At 69.3% G+C, this 24,295-nt stretch carries 22 protein-coding genes and 1 pseudogene; 14 read left to right on the top strand and 9 right to left on the bottom strand.

All coding sequences use genetic code 11. From position 1 onward, the window contains the following. Positions 1-42 precede the first annotated feature (42 nt). The gene (locus PFX91_RS00835) at positions 43-876 is read right to left on the bottom strand and encodes a M55 family metallopeptidase (RefSeq protein WP_285728675.1); all 834 of its coding nucleotides are present in this window, start codon (positions 874-876) and stop codon (positions 43-45) included. 82 nt (positions 877-958) lie between these two features. After that, positions 959-1,810 (bottom strand): type I methionyl aminopeptidase, encoded by an 852-nt coding sequence (gene map / locus PFX91_RS00830; RefSeq protein ID WP_285728674.1) that lies wholly within the window; start codon positions 1,808-1,810, stop codon positions 959-961. Between the two features lie 144 nt (positions 1,811-1,954). Between map and PFX91_RS00825 the strand changes: the two genes are divergently transcribed. Both PFX91_RS00825 and npdG read left to right on the top strand, forming a co-directional pair. Next, the gene (locus PFX91_RS00825; protein WP_285728672.1) at positions 1,955-2,146 is read left to right on the top strand and encodes a hypothetical protein; all 192 of its coding nucleotides are present in this window, start codon (positions 1,955-1,957) and stop codon (positions 2,144-2,146) included. 72 nt (positions 2,147-2,218) lie between these two features. Next, on the top strand, positions 2,219-2,914 hold the full coding sequence (gene npdG, locus PFX91_RS00820; protein WP_285728670.1) for an NADPH-dependent F420 reductase: 696 nt from the start codon (positions 2,219-2,221) through the stop codon (positions 2,912-2,914). A gap of 75 nt (positions 2,915-2,989) precedes the next feature. Here npdG and PFX91_RS00815 read toward each other — a convergent pair whose 3' ends face one another. Together PFX91_RS00815 and panB are read right to left on the bottom strand one after the other, a co-directional pair. Next, a complete protein-coding gene (locus PFX91_RS00815) occupies positions 2,990-4,030 on the bottom strand; it encodes an LLM class F420-dependent oxidoreductase (protein WP_285728668.1) in 1,041 nt (346 codons plus the stop codon). A gap of 223 nt (positions 4,031-4,253) precedes the next feature. Further along, on the bottom strand, positions 4,254-5,105 hold the full coding sequence (gene panB, locus PFX91_RS00810) for a 3-methyl-2-oxobutanoate hydroxymethyltransferase (protein WP_285728667.1): 852 nt from the start codon (positions 5,103-5,105) through the stop codon (positions 4,254-4,256). Positions 5,106-5,473: 368 nt separating this feature from the next. Here panB and PFX91_RS00805 point away from each other — a divergent pair. The 4 genes and pseudogenes from PFX91_RS00805 (at position 5,474) to dnaE (ending at position 12,825) form a co-directional block, all read left to right on the top strand. Then, a pseudogene (locus tag PFX91_RS00805) lies at positions 5,474-7,110 on the top strand (MFS transporter). 88 nt (positions 7,111-7,198) lie between these two features. Continuing rightward, complete coding sequence (locus tag PFX91_RS00800) at positions 7,199-7,639, top strand: RrF2 family transcriptional regulator (protein WP_285728665.1); 441 nt, start codon at positions 7,199-7,201, stop codon at positions 7,637-7,639. A gap of 180 nt (positions 7,640-7,819) precedes the next feature. Continuing rightward, entirely contained in the window at positions 7,820-9,016 is a 1,197-nt protein-coding gene (locus PFX91_RS00795) for a globin domain-containing protein (protein WP_285728663.1), read from the top strand. A 248-nt stretch (positions 9,017-9,264) separates the two neighbouring features. Continuing rightward, positions 9,265-12,825, top strand: a complete 3,561-nt coding sequence (dnaE, locus tag PFX91_RS00790; protein WP_285728662.1) for a DNA polymerase III subunit alpha — start codon at positions 9,265-9,267, stop codon at positions 12,823-12,825. Positions 12,826-12,892: 67 nt separating this feature from the next. On the opposite strand, the gene PFX91_RS00785 is transcribed toward dnaE, so the two are convergent. After that, positions 12,893-13,432, bottom strand: coding sequence for a DinB family protein (locus tag PFX91_RS00785; RefSeq protein ID WP_285728661.1), 540 nt, complete (start codon positions 13,430-13,432; stop codon positions 12,893-12,895). A gap of 79 nt (positions 13,433-13,511) precedes the next feature. Here PFX91_RS00785 and PFX91_RS00780 point away from each other — a divergent pair, with 79 nt between their 5' ends. Next, positions 13,512-14,213 (top strand): hypothetical protein, encoded by a 702-nt coding sequence (locus tag PFX91_RS00780; RefSeq protein ID WP_285728660.1) that lies wholly within the window; start codon positions 13,512-13,514, stop codon positions 14,211-14,213. A 7-nt stretch (positions 14,214-14,220) separates the two neighbouring features. On the opposite strand, the gene PFX91_RS00775 is transcribed toward PFX91_RS00780, so the two are convergent. The 4 genes from PFX91_RS00775 to PFX91_RS00760 form a co-directional block, all read right to left on the bottom strand. Beyond that, positions 14,221-16,089 (bottom strand): AMP-dependent synthetase/ligase, encoded by a 1,869-nt coding sequence (locus tag PFX91_RS00775; protein WP_285728657.1) that lies wholly within the window; start codon positions 16,087-16,089, stop codon positions 14,221-14,223. Positions 16,090-16,182: 93 nt separating this feature from the next. After that, positions 16,183-16,662 (bottom strand): Cys-tRNA(Pro) deacylase, encoded by a 480-nt coding sequence (gene ybaK / locus PFX91_RS00770; protein ID WP_285728656.1) that lies wholly within the window; start codon positions 16,660-16,662, stop codon positions 16,183-16,185. Positions 16,663-16,870: 208 nt separating this feature from the next. Further along, on the bottom strand, positions 16,871-17,644 hold the full coding sequence (locus PFX91_RS00765; RefSeq protein WP_285728655.1) for an LON peptidase substrate-binding domain-containing protein: 774 nt from the start codon (positions 17,642-17,644) through the stop codon (positions 16,871-16,873). Between the two features lie 181 nt (positions 17,645-17,825). After that, entirely contained in the window at positions 17,826-18,386 is a 561-nt protein-coding gene (locus PFX91_RS00760) for a ferritin (RefSeq protein WP_285728654.1), read from the bottom strand. 248 nt (positions 18,387-18,634) lie between these two features. On the opposite strand from PFX91_RS00760, the gene hisD reads away from it, so the two are divergent. From hisD to hisF, 7 genes are all read left to right on the top strand, one after another. After that, positions 18,635-19,930, top strand: a complete 1,296-nt coding sequence (hisD, locus tag PFX91_RS00755; RefSeq protein WP_502888222.1) for a histidinol dehydrogenase — start codon at positions 18,635-18,637, stop codon at positions 19,928-19,930. Between the two features lie 108 nt (positions 19,931-20,038). Then, positions 20,039-21,121 carry a histidinol-phosphate transaminase gene (locus PFX91_RS00750; protein WP_285728653.1) on the top strand — a complete coding sequence of 361 codons (1,083 nt, stop codon included), beginning with the start codon at positions 20,039-20,041 and terminating at the stop codon, positions 21,119-21,121. Positions 21,122-21,186: 65 nt separating this feature from the next. Beyond that, positions 21,187-21,780 (top strand): imidazoleglycerol-phosphate dehydratase HisB, encoded by a 594-nt coding sequence (gene hisB / locus PFX91_RS00745; RefSeq protein ID WP_285728651.1) that lies wholly within the window; start codon positions 21,187-21,189, stop codon positions 21,778-21,780. A gap of 2 nt (positions 21,781-21,782) precedes the next feature. Beyond that, positions 21,783-21,944, top strand: coding sequence for a CG2302 family histidine operon protein (locus tag PFX91_RS00740; protein ID WP_285728649.1), 162 nt, complete (start codon positions 21,783-21,785; stop codon positions 21,942-21,944). A 15-nt stretch (positions 21,945-21,959) separates the two neighbouring features. Then, complete coding sequence (gene hisH, locus PFX91_RS00735; RefSeq protein WP_285728646.1) at positions 21,960-22,622, top strand: imidazole glycerol phosphate synthase subunit HisH; 663 nt, start codon at positions 21,960-21,962, stop codon at positions 22,620-22,622. 48 nt (positions 22,623-22,670) lie between these two features. Continuing rightward, positions 22,671-23,432, top strand: coding sequence for a bifunctional 1-(5-phosphoribosyl)-5-((5-phosphoribosylamino)methylideneamino)imidazole-4-carboxamide isomerase/phosphoribosylanthranilate isomerase PriA (gene priA / locus PFX91_RS00730; protein ID WP_285728645.1), 762 nt, complete (start codon positions 22,671-22,673; stop codon positions 23,430-23,432). Then, positions 23,429-24,202: an imidazole glycerol phosphate synthase subunit HisF gene (gene hisF / locus PFX91_RS00725; RefSeq protein ID WP_285728644.1), complete on the top strand. Its 774-nt coding sequence runs from the start codon at positions 23,429-23,431 to the stop codon at positions 24,200-24,202. The genes priA and hisF overlap by 4 nt, the downstream gene beginning before the upstream one ends. Positions 24,203-24,295 lie beyond the last annotated feature (93 nt).

Below are 24,295 nucleotides of genomic sequence, written 5' to 3'. Positions count from 1 at the left end.
AGGTCCGGCGTGTCGCCGCCGTCGGTCGGCCGGTCCGCGGCGTCAGCCGTAGTGGTCCTCCATGGCGTTGGAGACGAGGGTGGTCACCGCCTTGAAGCAGCGGATCATCTCGTAGGCGTTCGGGGAGGTGTACCGGACACGCCGCACTCCCGTACGGGTCACACCGGGGACGATGGCCGCGGCCTGGGCCAGGTGCGCGGAGTCCATCTCGACCTCGACGGTCTTGGGTGTGGGTCGGGCCGGTTCCAGTCGACCCGCCAGCAGCATGGCGGAGCGCGCGCCCTCCCGGATGTCCACCGCGGTACGGATCGGAGGCCGGCAGCGCGCCGCGTACCGGCTGACGTGGTCCTTGACCGCGACCGTACGCGCGAGGGGGGCGTAGGTGGAGGCCTCCTCACAGGCACGGTCGTCCCCGGTCACCAGGATGACCGGGGTGCCGTACTCGGCGACGACGGCCGCGTTCAGACGTCCCTCGCCGGCGGGCTCGTCGTCCAGCCACACGCCGGTCACCGCGTTGGGCAGGTAGGTGTGCGCGAGCACGCCCTCCTCACCGGCGCCGCAGTGGTAGCCGAGGAAGACCACGCCGTCACAGTCGCCGGACTGGACGCCCTCGACCATGGACAACTCCTTGTGTCGTCCGGTGACCATGGTGGCGTCGCCGTTCAGCTCCTCCAGCAGCAGGTTGCGCATGGTCGCGTGCGCCTCGTTGACCAGTACCTCGGTGGCGCCGCCCTCGAACAGGCCCTCGATCGCGGCGTTGACGTCGCTGGTGAACATGGACCGGCAGCGTTGCCACTGCTCGGTGCCGGGTTCGACGTCGGCGGGCCAGGTGACGCCGGTGGCGCCCTCCATGTCGGCGGAGATGAGGATCTTCACCCGCACGACCCTACGCCTCCGCCGCCGGGTTATCCACGGACCGCACGCGCCTTCCGGCGGATCCGCGCCGGGCGGGGAGGGCTCAGGGCAGGGTGAGGATCTCGGCCCCGGACTCGGTGATGGCGATGGTGTGCTCGAACTGGGCGGTCCACCTGCCGTCGGCCGTCACCGCGGTCCAGCCGTCCTCCCAGATCTCGTAGTCCACGCCCCCGAGCGTGATCATCGGTTCGATGGTGAAGGTCATCCCCGGCACCATGACCGTGTCGGCGCGCGGGTCGTCGTAGTGCGGCACCACCAGGCCGGAGTGGAACTCCGGTCCCACACCATGGCCGGTGAAGTCCCGGACCACGCCGTAACCGAAGCGCTTGGCGTAGGACTCGATGACCCGGCCGATCACGTTGATCCGGCGTCCCGGACGGCACGCCTTGATGCCGCGCATGGTCGCCTCCCTGGTCCGCTCGACCAGGAGCCGGTGCTCCTCCTCGACGTTCCCGGCCAGGAAGGTGGCGTTGGTGTCACCGTGCACGCCGTCCTTGTAGGCGGTGATGTCGATGTTGACGATGTCGCCGTCGGAGATCTCCCTGTCGTCGGGGATGCCGTGGCAGATCACCTCGTTGAGGGAGGAGCACAGCGACTTGGGATAGCCCTTGTAGCCGAGGGGGCTGGGGTAGGCGCCGTGGTCCAACAGGAACTCATGACCGATCCGGTCCAGTTCGTCCGTGGTCACCCCGGGCGCGACGTGCTTGCCGACCTCCTCCAGGGCCTGGGCCGCGATCCGGCCGGCCACCCGCATCCGCTCGATGGTCTCGGGGGTCTGTACGTCGCCCAGAACCCCCTCCACCGGGTGCTTCCGTCCGACATACTCCGGCCGGACGATGTGGGAGGGAACCGAACGTTGTGGCGAAATTCGCCCAGGAACCAGCGGAGTACTCATGGACACCGATTGTAGTTCGTGGGTGGGGCCACGGTGTCTGCGCGAGGGACGCCGCCGGGTGTGAGGGGACACTCCGCGTGGGTAGACCGCACGGGACGGCCGGGCGGCTGCACCGCGGACGCCGCCGAGAGGAAGGAAGTGACGGTGAGCCGGGAGAAGTCGCAGGGCGACTGGTGGTACTGCCTCAAGCACGGGCGTGTGGAACACGGTCCGGGGTGCCCTGACAAGGTGCGCATGGGTCCCTACCCGGACGAGGCCACGGCCGCCGACGCGATGAACATCGCGGCCGAGCGCAACGAGGCGTGGGACCTCCAGGACGAGGAGGAGGAGCGCTGACCAGGGGAGGGAGCCGGCGGCCGCGGCCGGGTCGGGCGTATCCCGTTTCGGGGCCTCTGACAAGATCGGGGTATGAGCGAACACAGTACATCCGAGGCCACGGACATCGCCGGACTGTCCGTCGCCGTCCTGGGCGGTACGGGCGATCAGGGGCGCGGGCTGGCCCGGCGCTTCGCCCTGGCGGGGCACACCGTCCACCTCGGTTCACGTAACGCCGAGCGAGCGGAGAAGGTCGCCCGCACCCTCTCGGAGGGTGAGGCCGCTCCGATCGACGTGCGCGGCCTGGACAACGCCGCGGCGGCCGAAGCCGGTGACATCGTCATCATCGCCGTGCCTTGGGAGGGGCACAGGGAGCTGCTGGAGGAACTGGCGGGGCCGCTGTCGGGCAAGATCGTCGTCGACTGCGTCAACCCGCTCGGTTTCGACAAGCGGGGCCCCTACGCCCTCGACGTCGCCGAGGGAAGCGCCGCCCAACAGGCCGCCGAGGTGCTCCCGGACAGCCGGGTCACGGCCGCCTTCCACCACGTCTCCGCGGTGGTGCTCCTGGATCCGGAGGTCGAGGAGGTCGACCTCGACGTCCTGGTACTGGGGGAGGACCGTGAGGCCACCGACGTGGTGCGGGCCCTGGCCGAGCGCATCCCCGGGGTGCGCGGCGTCTTCGGGGGACGGTTGCGCAACGCCCACCAGGTCGAGGCGTTGACCGCCAACCTCATCGCGATCAACCGGCGCTACAAGACCCACTCGGGCATCCGGATCACCGGTCTGTGACCGTGGCCGCCGCCCGCCCCACGGAGGCGCCCGCGGTGCCGGTCGCATCGGCCGACCGGCACCGCGGACCGGGGTTCAGGACACCCACTCCTTGACCTTGCCGATCAGTGCGGCCGGGTCCTCGCCCACGGGCGTCACGTTGAGCTGGGTGACCCCCGCGGCCCGGAAGGCCTCCACCCTCTCGCGCACGTAGGACTCCGGACCGACCATGTTGGTCAGCTCCACGAATTCCTCGGGCACCGCCGCGGCGGCCTCGTCCTTCTTCCCGTCCAGGTACAGGTCCTGGATCTTCTCCGCCGCCTCCTCGTAGCCGTACCGGCGTGCGACCGTGTTGTAGAAGTTCTTGCCCTTGGCGCCCATGCCGCCGACGTACAGGGCGATCATCGGCCGCACGAGGTCGAGCAGCCTCTTGGTGTCCTCGCCCTCGCCGATGGCGAGCAGGCCGCCCGCGGAGACCTCCAGTTCGCCCAGGGAAGGGTCACGGCGGGCCTTGCCCTCGGCCAGGGAACGTCCCCACACCTGATCGGCCTTCTCGGGGATGAAGAGGTGTGGCAGCCAGCCGTCGGCGATCTCGGCGGTCATGGCCACGTTCTTCATGCCGAGCGAGGCCACGTAGACCGGGATGTCGGGGCGCACGGGGCGGTTGATGAGCTTGAGGGGCTTGCCCAGGCCCGTGCCCTTCTCCGGGGGGAGGGGCAACTGGAAGACGGTCCCGTCATGGGTCAGTCGTTCCTCGCGGGCCCAGAGTTTGCGGCAGATCTCGATGGTCTCGCGGGTACGGGCGAGCGGCTTGGAGTAGGGCACGCCGTGAAAGCCCTCGATGACCTGGGGGCCGCTGGCGCCCAGGCCCAGGATGGCGCGTCCGCCGGACAGGTCGTCCAGGCCGGCGGCGGTCATCGCGATGAGCGCGGGCGTACGGCTGTACAGCGGCAGGATGGCCGAGCCGATGGCCACGGTCTCGGTACGGGCCGCGATGTAGCCCATGAGGGTGGGGCTGTCGAACCCGTAGACCTCGGCGACCCACACCGTGTCGAGTCCGGCCTTCTCCAGTTCGACCACCTGGTCGACGGCGGCCTTGGGCTCGCCCGCGTACTGGAGCGGCATCGAGATGCGCATCTGTCCTCCCGGGAGGGCCGGAACCCCCGGCCCGTCGGCGCTGGATACGGTGCGACTCTACTCCCGAGTACGGTTCGGCCTGTCGTCCGCCTCACACACGGCTCCCCTCGCCTCGCCCAGCGGCCCCCCACATGCGGGGAGGCGTCTTCACGCGGCAGACCGCCCGGTCGGGTCCGGACCCGACCGGGCGGCCTGCGGAGGCGGACGTCGAAAGAGGCGGGCCTCAGCCGGTGTAGGAGTGCCGCTCCTCGGGGAACGTCCCCCGGACGACCTCGTCGGCGTAGGCGGAGGCGGCCTCCCGCAGCGTCTCGTGCAGGTTGGCGTAGGTCTTGACGAACTTGGCCACCCGCGGGCTGAGCCCGGCCATGTCCTGCCACACCAGCACTTGGGCGTCGGTGGACGGGCCGGCGCCGATCCCCACGGTCGGAATGGACAGCTGTTCGGTCACCTGTGCGGCCAGCTCGGCGGGCACACACTCCAGCACCACCGCGAAGGCGCCCGCGCGCTCCAACTCCTTGGCGTCGTTGAGCAGGTCCGCCGCGGCCTCGCCGCGGCCCTGGACCCGGTAGCCGCCCAGGGTGTTCACCGACTGCGGGGTGAGGCCGACGTGGGCCATCACCGGAATCCCCGCCGACACCAGCAGTTCCACCTGGGGTGCCACCGCGTGGCCGCCCTCCAGCTTCACCGCCTGTGCCCCGCCCTCCTTCATGAAGCGCGAGGCCGACTCCAGAGCCTGTTGGGGAGAGGCCTGGTAGGAGCCGAACGGCAGGTCGGCCACGACCAGGGAGCGCTTGGTGGAGCGGGACACGGCCGCGGTCAGCGGGACCAGTTCGTCCACCGTGACCGGGACGGTGGTGTCGTAGCCGTAAACGACGTTGGCCGCCGAGTCACCGACCAACAGGACCGGGATGCCTGCCTCGTCGAAGACCCGCGCGGTGAGCGCGTCGTAGGCGGTCAGCATCGGCCAGCGCTCGCCGCGCTCCTTGGCGGAGGCCAGGTCTCGGATGGTGACACGCCGGTTGGTGATCCCGCCGTAGAGGGTGTTGCCTGCGGAGGGGTTGCCTGTCGTGCTCATGATGTATGTTCCTCCAGTGTCTCGAAGCACCTCGTGGGTGTCTCCGGACGTGTGGACGGATTGATGTGGTCCGCGCTCGCACGCGGGACGGCCTGGGCCGTGAGCGGTCCTCGGGGACCGGGCGCGCGCGGTGCGGTGCTCGGCGCAGGGAGGACCGCGGCCGCACGAGCATCATCGCATGCCCGCACCGTGTCGTTCCTCTCGGGATGTAACGGGGACGCGTCGCCGGATGTTTCCGGATGGTCGTGAGGGCACAGGGACCGGTGACGGGTGTCGGCGTGCCGTCCGCGACACTGGGGTGGCGGTGCGACCGTCCGTGGGGACGACTCGGGGTTCTCGAGCGGACATTCCGGCGGTGGAGGTGGTTCGTGGACGCGCAGACGGCTTATCGGCGCAGGTGGGGCGGGCTGGCGGTGCTCATCATCTGTCTGCTGGTGATCGTCGCCGACAACACGATCCTCAACGTGGCGCTGCGGGTGCTGTCCGATCCGGAGGCGGGGCTGGGCGCCGGCCAGTCACAGCTGGCCTGGGCGATCAACTCCTACACCCTGGTCTTCGCCGGGCTGCTGTTCACCTTCGGTGTGCTCGGTGACCGCTGGGGGCGCCGCCGTCTGCTCGTGGCGGGACTGACGGTGTTCGGGGCGGCCTCGGCGCTGTCGGCCTACGCCCAGACACCCGAACACCTCATCTGGGCCCGCGCGGTGATGGGACTCGGCGCGTCGATGGTGACACCCCAGACCCTGTCGATCATCACGAACGTCTTTCCGCCCGAGCAGCGCGCTCGGGCCATCGGGATCTGGGCGGGCGCGGTCGGGATGGCGATGGGCATCGGCCCGTGGGCGGGGGCCTGCTACTGGAGACCTTCTGGTGGGGCTCGATCTTCCTCATCAACGTGCCCTTCGTGGTACTGGGCCTGGCGCTGGTCCGCTTCCTGATCCCCGAGTCGCGGGACCCCGACCCCGGACGGCCCGACATCCTGGGCGTGTTGCTGTCCATCCCGGGTCTGGTGCTGCTCATCTACGGCATCATCACCGCGGGGGAGAGGGCCTCACTGACGGACGTGGACGTACTCGGCGCGCTCCTCGGAGGCCTGCTGGTGCTCGGGCTCTTCCTGTGGCACGAGTCGCGCACCCCCTCGCCGTCCCTGGACGTGCGCTTCTTCCGCGACCCGAGATTCAGCGTCTCCGTCGCCACGATCATGGTGCTGTTCTTCAGCATGTCGGGGATCATCTTCTTCCTGAGCTTCTACTGGCAGAGCGTGCGGGAGTTCAGCCCGTTCGTGGCGGGCCTGCTCGTGCTGCCCGCCGCCGCGGGCCAGATGATCATGGCTCCGCTGAGCCCGACGCTCGTGCGTTGGGCGGGCCCGCGCGTGGTAGCCGCGGTCGGCGTGCTGGGTGTGTGCGCGACCTTCGTGTTCTTCACCCGGTTGGCGGAGGACACGCCGCTGCCGCTGGTCATCGCCTTCTTCTTCCTCCAGGCCGCCTCGATGGCGGTGGTCCTGACACCCGCCACCAACGCGATCATGTCCTCGGTACCGCCGGGTAAGGCCGGTGCCGCCTCAGCGGTGCAGAACACGGTCCGTCAGGTGGCCACGGCCATGGGCGTCGCGGTCCTCGGCGCGGTCCTCTCCTTCCGGTACCGGAACGCCATCACCCCCGTCCTGGAGGAGACCGTCGACAAGAGCGGCGCAGACATGGGCGAGGGGGAGCTGAACTCCGCCGGCGAGTCGATCGAGGCCACCCTCGCCCTCGCCCGTGCTCTGGGGGAGGAGGGGACGGCCCTGGTGGCCCCGGCCAAGGAGGCCTTCATGTCGGGGCTGCACACGGCGGCCACCGTGTCGCTGTGCTTCGGTGTCCTCGGCCTGATCGTGATCCTGATCTGGATGCCGCGCGAGATCGACGGACACCGGTCCGTGGACGGCCCCGGCGAGGCGGTCGAGCAGGAGGAGAAGGACACCTCGAAGAAGCGTCGCGATACCGGACGGGGAGACGAGCGGCACTCCTGAGACGGAGCGGGGCCGGCACGAGGCGAGGTCCGGCCCGATGTCGCGGATTCGGGGGCGTCCGTCATGCCCGGTCGCCTACTTTTGGGGTATGCGTCTGACTGTTTTCACCGATGTCTCCCTGCGTCTGGTCATGCGACTCGCGGTCGCGGAGGGCGACGAGCTCCTCACCACCAGGACCGTCGCGGGGATGCTCCGCGTGCCCTACACGCACATGGCCAAGGCCGTGGCCCGGCTGGCCGACATGGGGCTGGTGGAGGCCAGGCGCGGACGCAACGGCGGTCTGCGGTTGACGGAGAGCGGCAGGCGGGCCACGGTCGGATCGATCGTGCGCGAGTTGGAGGGCGGTGGGGACCTCGCCGGATGCGAGGACGATCCGCCCTGTCCGCTTCGCGCCGCCTGTCGTCTGAGAACCGCTCTCGACCAGGCGCGTGAGGCCTTCTACGCCTCCCTCGACGCCGTCACGGTGGAGTCCCTGGTCTCCTCTCCCACCCGGGACACCCTCACCCTGCTGCGCTTCGGACCCGAGTAGACCGGATCACGACGGGCCCTCACGGTCCCTCCCGAACCCGGCGTGACCCGCGCTCCCGCGCTTACGGGGTACCCGGATGGGGCCCTCTTGGGGGCGGATTTAATATGCATTTTAGATGCTAGTTATCTGCCCGCGGGGGCGACACGTCCTACGGGGGCAGTACGTCGAGAAGGAGCACGCATGCTCTCCACCGAGTCCGCCGCCACGGTACGAGCCACCCTCCCCGTGGTGGCCGAGGCACTGGACACCATCACCGCCAGGTTCTACGAGACGATGCTCGGCGACCGCCCCGAACTCCTCGACGGCCTGTTCAACCGGGGCAACCAGGCCTCGGGCGAACAGCGCAGGGCCCTGGCCGGTTCGATCGCGGCCTTCGCCTCCCTGCTCCTGGAACGCCCCGACGAACGCCCCGACGCCCTGCTCTCCCGCATCGCGCACAAGCACGTCTCCCTCGGGGTGACCGAGGACCAGTACGTGATCGTGCACAAGTACCTCTTCGGCGCCATCGCCCACACGCTCGGAGAGGCCGCCACCCCCGACGTCGTCAGCGCCTGGGACGAGGTCTACTGGCTCATGGCCGGAGCCCTCATAGCCCTGGAGGCCCGTCTGTACACCACGCAGGGGCGCGGCGGTCACGACGTCTGGCACCCCTGGCGGGTCACCGAACGGCGGGAACAGACCCCCGACACCGTCTCCCTCACCCTCGAACCCACGGACGACACCCCCGTCCCCGTCTTCCTGCCCGGCCAGTACGTCAGCGTCCGTGTGCGCATGCCCGACGGTGTCCGTCAGGCCCGCCAGTACTCACTGACCGGAGGGGAGGGCAGAAGCCGCCGCATCACCGTCAAGCGCGTACGGGCGGAGGACTCCGCCCCCGACGGAGAGGTCTCCACCCTGCTGCACGACACCGTCGCCCCCGGCGACACCCTCATGGTGTCCCCGCCCGCGGGCGACGTGACCCTGCGCGAGGGCACCCACCCCGTGGTGCTGGCCTCCGCCGGGATCGGCTGCACGCCGATGGTCGCCATGCTCCACCACCTCGTGGAACAGGGCGGTGACCGGAAGGTCCTCGTGCTGCACGCCGATCGCGACCCGCACACCCACGCCCACCGCGAGGAGGTCCGTGAGCTGGTCGAGGCGCTCCCCGACGCGACCCTGCGCACCTGGTACGAGAACGGGGCGCCGGAGGACGGGCGGAGCGGGCGGGGACTGATGGACCTCGGCGGCGTGGAGATCCCCGAGGGCGCCGAAGCCTACCTGTGCGGCCCGCTCCCCTTCATGCGCGGAGTGCGCGCGCAGCTGCTCCAGGCCGGTGTGCCCGCCCGCCTCGTCCACTACGAGGTGTTCGGCCCCGACCTGTGGTTGGCCACCGTGTGAGGGACGACGGGCCCGTGGGACGAAAGCGGTTCGATGATCGGATGATCCGACGTTCTGATGATCCCATGCTCCTGTGAGTGAACCTTGGAGAGGGTGGAGGGCCGGGGCGTGACCGAGCGCCCCGGCCTCCACCGACCCTTGCCGTTCCCTCACCACATGGTTGTCCACAGCAGGCCCGAGCGTCGTGGGACGGGCGTAGGCTCAGGAGACATCACTCGTCCATCGACCCTCTGGGGGGCACCTGAGCCATGGCCGACTCCTTCGCCCATCTGCACGTCCACACCGAGTACTCGATGCTCGATGGGGCCGCGAAGCTGAAGCCCCTGTTCAAGGAGGCTTCGCGGTTGGGCATGCCCGCGGTCGCCATGACCGACCACGGCAACATGTTCGGGGCCTACGAGTTCTACCAGCAGTCCAAGGGCACGGGCGTCACTCCGATCATCGGTATCGAGGCCTACGTCGCACCGGAGTCGCGCTTCCACAAGAAGCGGGTCTTCTGGGGGCGGGCCAGCGGGTCCGACGACGTGGCGGCCGAGGGTGCCAAGGACATCTCCGGTGGCGGACGGTTTTTGCACATGACGATGCTGGCGGAGAACGAGACGGGGTTGCGCAACCTGTTCAAGATGTCGTCGCTGGCGTCCATGGAGGGCTACTACATGAAGCCCCGCATGGACCTGGAGTTGATGGCGGAGCACAGCGAGGGCGTCATCGTCTCCACCGGCTGCCCCTCGGGCGGTGTGCAGACGCGGCTGCGACTGGGCCAGGAGAAGGAGGCCGTCGAGTACGCGGCCACACTCCAGGACATCTTCGGCAGGGACAACGTCTTCCTCGAACTGATGGACCACGGCGTGGACATCGAAAAAGAGGTCCGCGACGGTCTGCTCAGGGTCGGCCGTGAGCTGAGGATCCCGCCGCTGGTCACCAACGACTCCCACTACGTCTACGAGAACCAGGCCGCCGCGCACGACGCCCTGCTGGCCGTGGGCGTGGGCAAGAACCTGGACGACCCCACCCGGTTCCGGTTCAACGGTTCGGGCTACTACCTCAAGAGCGGCGAGGAGATGCGCGCCATCCTCGACTTCGAGGAGTGGGCGCAGGGGTGCAGGAACACCCTGCTCATCGCCGAGCGCGTCGCCCCCGACGCCTATGACGCGGTGTTCGCCCACCGCGACCTCATGCCCGCCTTCCCCATCCCCGAGGGAGAGACCGAGGCCTCCTGGCTGGCCAAGGAGGTCGACAAGGGACTCCACGACCGCTACCCCGACGGCCCCACCGAGGAGGCGCGGCGAAGGGTCGAGTACGAACTCGGCATCATCAACGAGATGGGCTTTCCCGCCTACTTCCTGGTGGTCGCCGACATCTGCCAGTACGCGCGCAGGTCGGGCATCGCGCTGGGACCCGGCCGTGGTTCCGCCGCGGGTTCGATGGTCGCCTACGTCCTGGGCATCACCGACCTCGACCCCCTCGAACACGGGCTGCTGTTCGAACGGTTCCTCAACCCCGAACGCGTCTCCATGCCCGATATCGACCTCGACTTCGATGAGCGTCGGCGCGGGGAGATGATCGAGTACGTCACCAATCTGTACGGCGAGGAGCGGGTCGCCCAGATCCTCACCTTCGGCACCATCAAGGCCAAGGCAGCGGTGAAGGACGCCACCCGTATCCTCGGCATGCCCTACTCCGTGGGCGACCAGATCACCAAGGCGTTCCCCGCCCCCGTCGGAGGCAACGAGATCCCGCTCGACGCGGTGTTCAACACCGAGCACCCGAGGTACCCGGAGACCACGGAGCTGCGCAACCTGGTCGAGAACGACGCCCAGGTCTCCAAGGTGATGGAGACGGCCCAGGGTATCGAGGGACTGACGCGGGGCACCGGTGTCCACGCGGCGGGCGTCATCCTGTCCAGGGACCCCCTGCTGGACGTCATCCCCCTGCACAAGCGAGACACCGACGGTGCCATCATCACGGGCTTTCCCTACCCTCAGTGCGAGGACATGGGCCTGCTCAAGATGGACTTCCTGGGACTGCGCAACCTCACCATCATCGACGACGCGGTCAACAGCATCAGGGAGTCCGAGGGAGTCGAGATCGACCTGGGGAAACTCCCCCTGGACGACAAGAAGACCTTCGCCCTTCTGGGCCGTGGTGACACCCTGGGCGTGTTCCAGCTCGACGGTGGTGCGATGCGCAACCTGCTCAAGCGGATGGAGCCCAAGCAGTTCGGTGACCTCACCGCCGTCATCTCCCTCTACCGACCGGGTCCGATGGCGGCCAACGCCCACAACGACTACGCCGACCGCTCCAACGGACGCCAGGAGATCACCCCGATCCACCCGGAGCTGAAGGACGCCCTGGAACCCATCCTGGGGGAGACGTACCACCTCATCGTCTACCAGGAGCAGATCATGGCCATCGCCCAGCAGCTGGCGGGGTACAGCCTGGGCGGCGCCGACCTGATGCGTCGGGCGATGGGAAAGAAGAAGAAGGAGGCCCTGGAGGCGGAGGAGGCCAAGTTCTTCCCCGGCGCCATGGAGCGCGGCTTCTCCAAGGAGGCCATCCAGGCCCTGTGGGACGTCATGCTCCCCTTCGCCGGATACGCGTTCAACAAATCCCACGCGGCCGGATACGCCCTCGTCGCCTACTGGACCGCCTACCTCAAGGCCAACTACCCCGCCGCCTACATGGCCGCGCTGCTGACGTCGGTCAGTGACGACAAGGACAAGATGGCGGTCTACCTGGCCGAGTGCCGGGCCCAGGGGATCAAGGTACTGCCGCCGGACGTCAACGACTCGGGTCTGCGCTTCACCCCGGTCGGCAGGGACATCCGCTTCGGTATGGGCGCGGTGCGCAACGTCGGCGCCAACGTGGTCAACTCGATCCTCAAGACCCGGACGGAGAAGGGGAAGTACACCTCCTTCACCGACTTCCTGTCCAAGATCGAACTGGCGGCCTGCAACAAGCGCGTCATCGAGTCCCTCATCAAGGCGGGCGCCTTCGACTCCCTGGGGCAGCCGCGCCGCGAGCTGTACCGCCACCACGAAACGGCGGTCGACGGCATGATCAGCTCCAAGAAGCAGGAGGCGCACGGACAGTTCGACCTGTTCGGCGGGGGTGACGACGGCGACTCCACCCCCATCGGTCTCAACATCGACTGGGGCGACGAGGAGTGGGACCGCAAGACCAAGCTGGCCTTCGAACGCGAGATGTTGGGGCTGTACGTGTCCAGCCACCCGTTGGCCGGTGCCGAGCGTGTGCTGGCCCGCTCACGCGACACCTCCATCGCCCAGATCGTGGCCGGTGAGCTCAGCCGCGAGCGGGGGGAGGTGCGTATCGCCGGGTTGATCTCCAAGGTGGAGAAGCGCACCAACAAGGCCGGAAACCAATGGGCGATCGCCACGGTGGAGGACCTGGACTCCTCGATGGAGGTGCTGTTCTTCCCCAAGACCTACCCGTTGTACGTGGAGGCCCTGCTGGAGGACACCGCGGTCACGGTCAAGGGCCGTCTCAACGACCGGGACGGCACGTGGTCGATGTTCGCCTCGGAGATGTCGATCCTGGACATCTCACACGTCACCGAGGGAGAACCCCCCGTCCTGCTGACCGTGGACGAAAAACGCCTCACCCCCGAGTTGGTCGGCGACCTGCGTCAGGTGCTGGCCATGCACAAGGGTGAGACCCCGGTACGGATCCGGGTGGACAACCCCGTCCGGTCCCGGATCTACGCGGTGGACCGTTACTCGGTGCGGATCTCCCCGGAGTTCAACGGTGAGGTCAAGAGCCTGCTGGGGGCGTACGCGGTCGACTACTGAACCGTCGGGGTCTCGGCGGAACCCGGAGGGCGCTCCCGGGCGGCGATCCGTCCGGGAGCGTCGCCTCCTACTCTCCGGTGACCCCGTCCGCGTGTTCGCGCAGCAGGTCCAGATGACCGTTGTGGCGGGCGGTCTCCTCGATCATGTGCACCAGCACCCAGCGCAGTGTGGTGTGGCCCGTCCCGTGATGGGCGCGTCGCGAGCCCGTACCCGTCTCCAACCTCGCGGTGATCTCACGCGAGCGGGCGCACTGGGCCTCGTACTCCTGGAGCAGCAGGGTCAACGGGACCTGGGCGCCCCGGCGCCACTCGGCGTCGGGGTCCTCGGGCGTGGCGTAGCCCTTCTCGGGGAGGCCCAACATGACCGTCTCGAACCAGAAGGCCTCCACCCAGCGCAGATGCGAGACCACACCGCCCACCGTCATCATCGGCGAGGTCGCCAACGGGGCCTTCGAGGACAGTTCGGGGACCAGTCCGGCGCACTTGGCGTGGACCGTGGCCCGGTGCCAGTCCAGCCAACTGGTGAGCATGGTGCGTTCGTCCGCGGCCATGGGCGGATCGACACGCTGGGGCACGGAAACCGGCGAAGGACCGTTGTCGTCGTTCATACCGGTATTCTCCGTTCCGGCTATGTCCCGTATCCACTGGTTTTCACGCGGGACGGGACGGGCACGGAGAGCAGGGAAGATGACGGACCAGGGACGGTCACGGATGTCGGCGGGGACGCGTCGACCGGTCGCGGGAGCATGCCTCCTCGGCGGTCTGCTCGTACTGGGCGCGCTCCTGGGACCCCTGTGGTGGTCGGTCGCGCCCCGGGCGGAGGGCACCGCGCTGGGCGAGGGCGAGGTCTTCACCGGCACCACCGAGGCCGTGTTCGCGGGGGAGGGCTACTTCGCCCTCATGACCGCCCTGCTCGGTCTGCTCACCGGCTACACCGCCTACATGGTCCAGTTCCCCCTGGCCGCCCGCCGGCTCCAGGACCTGCGCATGGTCTTCCTGCTCGCGGGTTTCCTCGGTTCCCTGGGCGGGGCGACACTGGCCTGGCGGATCGGTGTGGCCCTGGACGGACCGGCCCACGCCGCCGTCGCCGCGGCCGAGCCCGGAACCACCGTCCAGACCGGTCTGCAACTCGACGCGACCGCCTTCCTGCTGATCTGGCCCATGGTCTTCGTCTTGCAGTACGGACTGCTCGACGCGATCAGTCTCCTGCGGCGCGACCAGCCCGGGCTGCCCCCGCCCGAGGACAAGGGCACGGACACTCCGCCGGCGGAGGAGGTCGGCCCCGGGGCCGACCGCGCGCCCGGTCGCGTTCAGGAGCCGCCTTCGGGCCCCGGGGAAGGGGGCACGGTCGACCGAGACCGGGCGCGGCCGGAGGACCCCTCTTCCTGAGAGGTCCTCACAGGCTCTGGACGGTGTTCTCGTACATCCCGTCGAGCAGATCGCGGTACTTCTCCTCGACGGTCCGCCGCCGCATCTTCAGGCTGGGCGTGATCTCGCCCTCCTCCACCGTCAGTTCATTGGGCAGGATGGTGAACTTTTTGACGGTCTCGTGCCGGGGCAGGTCCTTGTTGAGTTCGTCCACGGCCTCCTGCACCATCTCCCGGACCTGTGGTGCGCGGGTCAACTCCGTGTAGTCCAGGTCCCCCAACCCGTTGTCGGCGGCCCACGTGCCGATGGCCTCGGCGTCCAGGGCCACGAGCGCCACACAGTAGGGTCGCTGGTCGCCGTGCACGACCAGGTTGCTCACATAGGGGCACAGGGCCTTGAAGCGGCTCTCGATGCTCTGCGGCGCCACGTACTTGCCGCCCGAGGTCTTGATCAGTTCCTTCTTGCGGTCGGTGATGCGCAGGCGTCCGCCCTCCAGCACACCGATGTCGCCGGTGGCGAACCAGCCGTCCTCGGTGAGGACCTCCTCGGTGGCGCCGGACAGGTTGTGGTAACCGCGCATCACACCACCGCCGCGGATGAGGATCTCGCCGTCCTCGGCGATCTTGACCTCCGTACCCGGCATGGGCAGTCCGACCGTGCCGAACCTGATGTCACCGGGGCGGTTGACGAACGTGCCGGCGCTGGTCTCGGTGAGCCCGTAGCCTTCCAGGATGGTGATACCCGCGCCGTAGAAGAACCGGCCGATGTCGGGGGAGAGGGGCGCGCTGCCGGAGATGAAGAACTTCAGACGCTCACCGAAGAGCGCTCGCAGCCGGCCGAACACGAGCCTGTCGGCGAGCCTGTGCTGGGCGGCCAGTATCCCGGTGGGCTCCCGGCCCTCCTCCCTGAGTCGGGCCACGCGGTCGCCCACGCCCGCGGCCCACCGGAAGACGCGGTACTTGGCCGCTCCGCCCTCCTTGGCCTGCATGACCACCCGGTTGTAGACCTTCTCGAAGATGCGCGGAGCGGCGGCCATGAAGGTGGGCCGCACGACGGCCAGGTTGTCCACGATCTTGTCCACCCGCCCGTCCACGGCGGTCTTGAACCCGATGCGCAACTGGCTGACCTGCATGTACTTGCCGAACACATGGGCCAGCGGCAGCCACAGGTACTGCACGTCGTCGGCGGTCAGCAGCTCCCAGCCCTGGGCGCGCAGCTCGTTGTCCAGGTCCTGCATGGCCTGGGACTCGTAGAGCCAGTTCGCGTGGTCCAGACGCACGCCCTTGGGTCTTCCGGTGGTGCCGGAGGTGTAGATCAGCGTGGCGAGGTGGTCGGGCTCGACCGCCGACACCAGCTCCTCGAACAGCTCGGGCCTCTCCGCGTGCAGGGCGGCCCCCCGCGAAGCCAGTTCGTCGAGGGTCATCACCCAGTCGTCATCGTCGCGCGAGGTGCCCTCGAAGACGATCACCTTGGACAACCCGGGCATCTGGGGGCGTTGGTCGACCAGCTTGGCGAGCTGCTCGTCGTTCTCCGCGAAGGCCACCATGCTGCCCGAGTCGGAGACGATGTAGGCGCAGTCGGGTGGGGTGGAGGAGGGATAGACGGTGGTGGAGGCGCCGCCCGCGCATAGCACGGCCAGGTCGGCGAGGATCCACTCGATCCGGGTGCTGGAGACGATCGCGCATCGGGCCTGGGAGGTCACCCCCAGGGAGTGCAGACCCAGCGCCAGGTCGCGGACGCGGTCGCGGGTCTGGGACCACGTGAGGGTCTCCCATGTCTCGGGAGCGCCGCCGGGGTCGGGGACGGGATGGCTGAAGGCCTCGGCGTCCCCGGACTCGGCGACACGGGAGAGGAACATTCCGGGAACAGACCGAAAGGGGGATGAAGTGTTACCCATGTCACAAAATTATCCTTGGGTGGGTGAACCGGCAATAGTGTCCACGGTCCCCTGGTCTCCGGTCGTCCGGCCGGTCCTTCTCCGAGACCGGTTTCAGGGGGTGCCGATGGGCGCGGTGAGCGCTTCGGTGAGCGTGATGAGGTCCTGTGGCTTCAGTTCCATCTGTAGGCCCCGCCGTCCGGCGGAGACGTAGACCGTGGGAAGGGCGGTCACCGACGCGTCGATGACCGTGCGCAGTCGCTTGCGCTGGCCCAGCGGGCTGATCCCGCCGCGCACGTATCCGGTGACCTTCTCCGCCCTGGCGGGGTCGGCCATGATCGCCCTCTTGCCGCCCACGGCCGCGGCCAGCGCCTTGAGGTCGAGTGTGGTGCTGACGGGGACGACCCCGACGGTGAACCGTCCGTCCACCTCGGCGATCAGGGTCTTGAAGACGTGCTCACGGGGGACGCCGAGCGCGTCGGCGGCGTCCGTTCCGTAGGAGTGTCCCGCATCGTCCACCTCGTAGGGATGCAAGGTGTAGGTCGTCTTGGTCCGTCCGGCGGCCACGGTCGCGGGGGTGGCTTTCGCGCTCATCGAGTACCGCTCTCCCTCCTGCGCGCGAACGCGCTGGTGTCCGCGTCGCGGACACGCTCCGGTCTGCGTTCTCCGGCCACGCGGTATCGGTTCGCACAGCAGGCTAGGCCACCCCGGGCACGAGAGCTCGGGGGCATGCGGAACCGGAGGTGTTTCCTCGGCTCGGGACCGGAATGCGGATCGTGCTCTTGCGTGATGGAGAACACCGTCAGTTGAATGAGACGCCGTTATTGAGGAAGGGTCCCGCGGGAAGATTGGGAAGTGTGGGAGCGGCCACGATCCGGTTCTCCCTACGCAGAAAGCGGGTCGCCAGGGCCAACCGTTCCGCCGCGTCCCTCGCTTCCAGCAGCCGCTGTTTCTCCGCCTGGTCCAGCACGGTGGCGGCGGCCACCGTGTAGGACAGGGAGATGGGGTCCTTGGGCAGTTCCGGTGAGGCGTCCGGCGACATCCCGATCGAGGCCAGACGCTGGGAGTAGGTGGCGAACAGGTCTCGTACCCGCTCGGCCCGTCCGTCGGCCTCGGACCCCAACGGCTCGGGGAGCAGGGACACCGACGCGGTCGCGTACTCCTCGGAGGAGGGGTCGGCCTCCGCCAGGTCGATGATGGAGAACCGTGTGCCGCCCTCGATGACCAGGTCGAAGCGGCCGTCCTCGTAGGGGCGCACGTCGCGGACCAACGCGGTGCAGCCGACGGTGCTGACCCGGGGCAGCGAGGTGCCGGTGTCACCGGTGTGGGGTGTGCCGGTGTCCGCGCCTCCCGCGCCCTGACCGGACTCGGACGCCACCTCGTGACCCAGCTCGATCCACACCACGCCGAACCGGCGCGTTCCGTGCCCGGTGTCGACCGGATCGTCCTGCGTGTCCGTGGGTCCCAGCAGCTCCGAGATCAGGCGGCGGTAACGCCGTTCGAAGATGTGCAGGGGAACGGTCATGCCGGGAAAGAGCACGGTGTTCAACGGGAAGATCGGCAGGGACAAGGGCATGGCTCCAGTATGCCGTCCCCCGGGGCGCCGACGGCTTTGGGCGTTGCGTGTCCTCGGTCCGGGGAACGGGGCGGTGCCCGAACGGCAACGGCCCGGACCCGGCCCCGTCGCGGAGAACCGCCACGGGGCCGGGTCCGGGCCGGAGGAAGCGGGTCGCCTCCCGGCGGTCCGCCGCCGAAGGTCAGGAGACGGCGGGACCGGCGGTGCCCGGGGCGCCCAGGCCGCCACCGTCCTCACTGGGCATGTCGCGGGCGACGAAGGTCTCCACGTCGAACAGGTTGCCGTCGGCGCGGTCCACCACGTTCAGCAGGGTCGACATCTTGGCGACCTCCTCCGTCTGCTCCTGGATGAACCACTGGAGGAACTGCTCACCGGTGTAGTCGTCCTCGTCACGGGCGACCTTGGCCAGCCGGTGGAACTGGGCGGTCACCGCACGCTCCTGGCGCAGGGCCAGCGCGACCAGGTCGCGTGGAGCGGAGAAGTCGGTCTCGATCTCGTCCACCCCCGGAAGGGCGAAGGGAACGTCGTTGTCCAGGAGGAACCGCACGATCATCATCGCGTGGTCGCGCTCCTCCAGCGACTGCTCGTAGAAGACTCGCGCCAGTTGGGGAAGGTCTTGGTCGTCGAACCATGCGGCGATGGCCACGTACTGGTGGGAGGCCGTGAACTCGTGCCGCACCTGGTCGACCAGGAGTCGGTGGAACTTGGAAAGGCCGATATCGCTGCTCTTGTTCGAACTCATGGCCTCACTGTAGCGCATAAAAAACCTTTTGCGAAAAACGACACGTAATGTCCAAAATTGTTAGGTAAGCCTTTCCCAAGATCAATAAGGTTAGGTATTCCAAAGTAAGGTCAGGCTTCATTCCGGCCTTTTCTCGGTTCCAGCGCGCCGACGCCCGGGCGACGCGTACCCGCCGGTCGCGCGGGTGTGGTGTCCGTCATCCGGACGCCCTCACCCACGGAATGGACGGTGGGCCTAGACTGTGGAGCGTGATCAGTCGAATCGACCTTCGAGGCACCCAGGGCGACCCCCGCCAGGCACTTCCACGAGCGGAACTGGACGTGGCCGCCGCAGTCGACCGCGTACGGCCCCTCTGTGAGGACGTGCGCCATCGCGGAGTCGAGGCGCTGATCGAACTCACCCAACGCTTCGACGGGGTGCGCCTGACCGACGTCCGCGTCCCCAAGGACGCCCTGGAGGCGGCCCTGGCCGACCTGGACCCCGCCGTGCGAGCCGCGCTGGAGGAGTCCGTCCGCCGGGCCCGCGTGGTCCACCGCGCCCAGCGTCGTACCGACCACACCACCCAGGTCGTGCCCGGCGGCACCGTCACCGAGAAGTGGATCCCCGTGGACAGGGTCGGCCTCTACGTCCCCGGTGGCCGGGCCGTCTACCCCTCCAGCGTGATCATGAACGTCGTCCCCGCCCAGGAGGCGGGTGTGCGCTCCCTGGCGGTCACCTCCCCGCCCCAGCGCGAGTTCGGCGGACTGCCGCACCCGACGATCCTCGCCGCCTGCGCGCTGCTCGGCGTCGAGGAGGTCTACGCCGTCGGCGGGGCCCAGGCCGTCGCGATGTTCGCCTACGGCGCGGGCCCCTGCGAGCGCGTCGACATGGTCACCGGCCCGGGCAACATCTGGGTCGCCGCGGCCAAGCGCCTGCTCAAGGGCGTCATCGGTATCGACGCCGAGGCCGGCCCCACAGAGATCGCGATCCTGGCCGACGCCACCGCCGACCCCGACTACGTCGCCGCCGACCTGATCAGCCAGGCCGAGCACGACGTCGTCGCCGCCTCCGTCCTGGTCACCCCGGACGAGACCCTGGCCGAGGCCGTCGTCGAGCGCCTCGCCGTCCGCGTGGCCGCCACCAAGCACGGCGAGCGCGTCCGCGAGGCCCTGTCCGGACCCCAGTCGGGCATCGTCATGGTCGACGACCTCGACCACGGCCTGGCCGTCGTCAACGCCTACGCCGCCGAACACCTGGAGATCATGACCGCCGACGCCGCCGACCGGGCCGCGCGCGTGCGCAACGCGGGCGCGATCTTCGTCGGTGACTTCTCCCCGGTCTCCCTCGGCGACTACGCCGCGGGGTCCAACCACGTTCTGCCCACCGGTGGCTGTGCCTGCCACACCGGAGGCCTGAGCGTGCAGACCTTCCTGCGCGGAGTGCACATCGTCGACTACGACCGGGACGCGCTGGCCGAGGTCGCTCATCACGTCATCACCCTGGCCAACGCCGAGGACCTGCCCGCGCACGGCGAGGCCGTCGCCGCGCGTACGGACCCGGCCTGAGCCCGACGGCCGCCCACCCGGCGGAGCGGGGTGCGTCCGGGCCTTCGTGGCCGCACAGGCCGCCAAAGCCGCACCCGCCCGCCCACAACCGACCATGAGCGTGGACCTGTGAGCTTCACCCTGAACGATCTGCCCCTCCGCGACGACCTGCGCGGCCGGTCGCCCTACGGCGCCCCGCAGCTGGACGTCCCGGTGGTGCTCAACACCAACGAGAACCCGTACCCGCCCTCGTCCCGCCTGGCCGAGGCCATGGCCGAGGCGGTCACCGAGGTCGCACTGGGGCTGAACCGCTACCCCGACCGGGACGCGGTCCGGCTGCGCGAGGGGCTGGCCGCCTACCTCGGACACGACCTGGGCGTGGACCAGGTATGGGCGGCCAACGGCTCCAACGAGATCCTCCAACAGATCCTCCAGGCCTTCGGCGGCCCGGGACGGGTCGCCATGGGATTCGAACCGTCCTACTCGATGCACCCGATCATCTCCCGGGGCACCGGCACCTCCTGGGTGTCCGTGCCGCGTGACGAGGAGTTCCGCATCGACATGGACGCCGCCCTGGCCGCGATCGCCCGACACCGACCCAGCGTCGTCTTCCTCACCTCGCCCAACAACCCCACCGGCACCGCACTGGAGATCGCCGACATCGCCCGTGTCTGCCAGGCCACGCCCGGGGTCGTGGTCGTGGACGAGGCCTACGCCGAGTTCCGACGCGAGGGCACGCCCAGCGCCCTGAGCATGCTGCCCGACCACCCCAGGCTGATCGTCTCGCGTACCATGTCCAAGGCCTTCGCCCTGGCCGGAGCGCGCGTGGGCTACCTGGCCGCCCACCCGGCCGTGGTCGACGCACTCCAGCTGGTCCGCCTGCCCTACCACCTGTCCGCCGTCACCCAGGCGGTCGCGCTCACCGCACTGGACCACGCCGGCGAACTCCTGTCCGCCGTCGCCGACCTTCGCGCCGAACGCGACGCCCTGGTCGCCTGGCTGCGCGAACACGGTTTCTCCGTCGCCGAGTCCGACGCCAACTTCGTCCTTTTCGGAGAGTTCGAGGACCGCACCGAGATCTGGCAGGACATGCTGGACCGGCAGGTCCTCATCCGCGAGGTCGGCCCGCCCGGCTGGCTGCGCGTCACCGTCGGCACCCCCGACGAGATGGACGCCTTCCGCCGGGCCCTGCTCCAGGTCACCGGCCGCTGAACCGTGGACCGCAGGCCGGGAGAAGCCCGCCAACCCACCCGCATCACAGAGGAAGTCACATCACCATGAGCCGCACCGGACGCGTCGAACGCACCACCAAGGAGACCAAGGTCCACGTCGAGATCGACCTGGACGGCACCGGCGTCGCCGACGTCTCCACCGGGGTCGGTTTCTTCGACCACATGCTCGACCAACTCGCCAAGCACGGCCTGTTCGACCTGACCGTGCGCACCGAGGGCGACCTGCACATCGACGCCCACCACACGATGGAGGACACCGCCCTGGCCCTGGGCGCCGCCTTCCGCGAGGCCCTCGGCGACAAGAGCGGCATCCGGCGCTTCGCCGACGTCAAGGTGCCCATGGACGAGGCCCTGGCCGAGGTGTCCGTCGACGTCTCCGGCCGCCCCTACCTGGTGCACAGCGAACCCGAGGGCATGGCCCCGGTGATCGGTCGCGACTACGACACCACCATGACCCGCCACATCCTGGAGTCGTTCGTGGCCCAGGCCCGTGTGGCCCTGCACGTGCACGTGCCCTACGGCCGCAACGCCCACCACATCGTCGAGTGTCAGTTCAAGGCCCTGGCCCGCGCCCTGCGCGCCGCCACCGAGAGCGACCCGCGCGTCAGCGGCATCCCGTCCACCAAGGGAGCCCTGTAGCGATGGACACCGACATGTGGGGGGTGCTCCTGATCGTCCTGAGCGGTTTCCTGGCCGGAGGCGTCTACGCGCTGTGGAAGGTCAACAAGGTCCTGGCCGCGGCCCTGGCCGTGTGCACGGCCCTGGCCGCCGCCTCCGGTGTCCTCCGGCTCGGCTACTTCTGAGAGGAGGGCGACTTCATGGCCTCACGTGTGGTCGTCTTCGACTACGGTTCCGGAAACCTGCGCTCGGCACAGCGCGCCATGGAACGCACCGGTGCCGACGTCACCGTGACCTCCGATCCGCACGCCGCCCTGAACGCCGACGGTCTCGTCGTTCCGGGGGTAGGAGCCTTCGGCTCCTGCATGTCCGACCTCAAGGCCGCCGGTGGTCACCGGATCATCGGCAAGCGCGCGGCGGGAGGACGCCCCGTACTGGGCATCTGCGTGGGCATGCAGGTGCTCTTCGAACGGGGGGTGGAACGCACCGGCCCCACCCCCGAGCACGGGGAGGGGGTGACCGAGGGCTGCGGCGAGTGGCCCGGCACCGTGGACCGTCTGAACGCGCCCATCGTGCCGCACATGGGTTGGAACACCGTACGTCCGCCCGAGGACACCGAGCTCTTCGCGGGGGTCGACCCCGAGGAGCGCTTCTACTTCGTGCACTCCTACGCCGTACGCGAGTGGGAGTTCACCGTGACCAACGAGCGCATCCCCGCACCCAAGGTGACCTGGGCCGAGCATGGAGAACCGTTCGTGGCGGCGGTGGAGAACGGGCCCCTGTGGGCCACCCAGTTCCATCCTGAGAAGTCCGGCGACGCGGGCGCCCGCGTCCTGGCCAACTGGGTCGCCGCCCTTGCGTGAGCACGGCCCGAGTACCTTCGATCGACCAACGGGAACGAGACAGAGTTCATGACCGGCGAGACCACCACCCCCGTACTCGAACTGCTGCCCGCCGTGGACGTGGCGGGCGGCCAGGCCGTCCAGCTCGTCCAGGGCAGGGCGGACTCGGGCGGGCAGTACGGCGACCCCCACAAGGCGGCCATGGCCTGGCAGGAGGCCGGCGCCGAGTGGATCCACCTGGTGGACCTGGACGCCGCCTTCGGCCGTGGCCACAACCGCGAGTTGCTGCGCGACATCGTCGGGCGCCTCGACGTGAAGGTCGAACTGTCCGGCGGCATCCGTGACGACGAGTCCCTGGAGGCCGCCCTGGCCACCGGATGCACGCGGGTCAACATCGGCACCGCCGCACTGGAGAACCCCGAGTGGTGCGCCAGGATCATCGCCGAGCACGGCGACCGGATCGCGATCGGCCTGGACGTGCGCGGCACGACCCTGGCCGCGCGCGGCTGGACCCGGGAGGGCGGCGACCTCCTGGAGACCCTGGAACGCCTGGAGTCGGAGGGTTGCGCCCGCTACGTCGTCACCGACGTCCACAAGGACGGCACCCTCAAGGGTCCCAACCTCGACCTGCTGCGTACCGTGTGCGAGCGCACCGACAAACCCGTGGTGGCCAGCGGCGGCGTGTCCAGCCTGGACGACCTGCGGGCCATCGCCGACCTGGTGCCGCTGGGCGTGGAGGGCGCCATCATGGGCACCGCCCTGTACGAGGGGGCCTTCACCCTGCCCGAGGCCCTGGCCCTGGTGCGTGAGCACAAGGGGGCGCGACAGTGAGCGTCGCGGTACGCGTCATCCCCTGCCTGGACGTGGACGCCGGACGGGTGGTCAAGGGCGTCAACTTCGAGAACCTGCGCGACGCGGGCGACCCCGTGGAACTCGCAAGGGTCTACGGCGACGGCGGCGCCGACGAACTCACCTTCCTGGACGTGACCGCCTCCAGCGGCGACCGGGAGACCACCTACGACGTGGTGCGCCGCACCGCCGACCAGGTGTTCATCCCGCTGACGGTGGGAGGCGGGGTACGCAGTGTCGAGGACGTGGACAGGCTGCTGCGCGCCGGCGCCGACAAGGTGGGCGTGAACACCGCCGCCATCGCCCGTCCCGAGCTCATCGGTGAGATCGCCGAACGCTTCGGCAGGCAGGTACTGGTGCTCTCCGCCGACGTGCGCAGGGTGCGTGAGGACGGACCGCCGACCCCGAGCGGCTTCGAGGTCACCACCCACGGCGGGCGACGGGGCACCGGGACGGACGCCCTGGAATGGTGCGAACGCGCGGCCGAACTGGGCGCCGGAGAGATCCTGCTCAACTCGATGGACGCCGACGGCACCGAGCAGGGCTTCGACCTGGAACTGATCCGTGCCGTGCGCGCCCGGGTGGAGGTACCGCTGATCGCCTCCGGTGGCGCGGGCGAGGTGGAGCACTTCGTGCCCGCCGTGGAGGCGGGCGCGAACGCGGTACTGGCCGCGACGGTCTTCCACTTCGGACACTTCACCATCGCCGACGTGAAGGAGAGCCTGCGCCGGGCGGGCCACCCCGTACGCTAGGCGGCCCCTTCCAGGATCGGAAGCGCCCCGAACGGGACCCTTTGATGCCCACGGTGAGCGGAACCTCACCGGACGGTGTCGACCGGGGCCGGC

Origin of the sequence: Nocardiopsis sp. ATB16-24, from assembly GCF_030271535.1 — a bacterium.
Taxonomy (GTDB): Bacteria; Actinomycetota; Actinomycetes; order Streptosporangiales; family Streptosporangiaceae; genus Nocardiopsis.
This window is presented reverse-complemented; position numbering and strand designations above follow the sequence as displayed.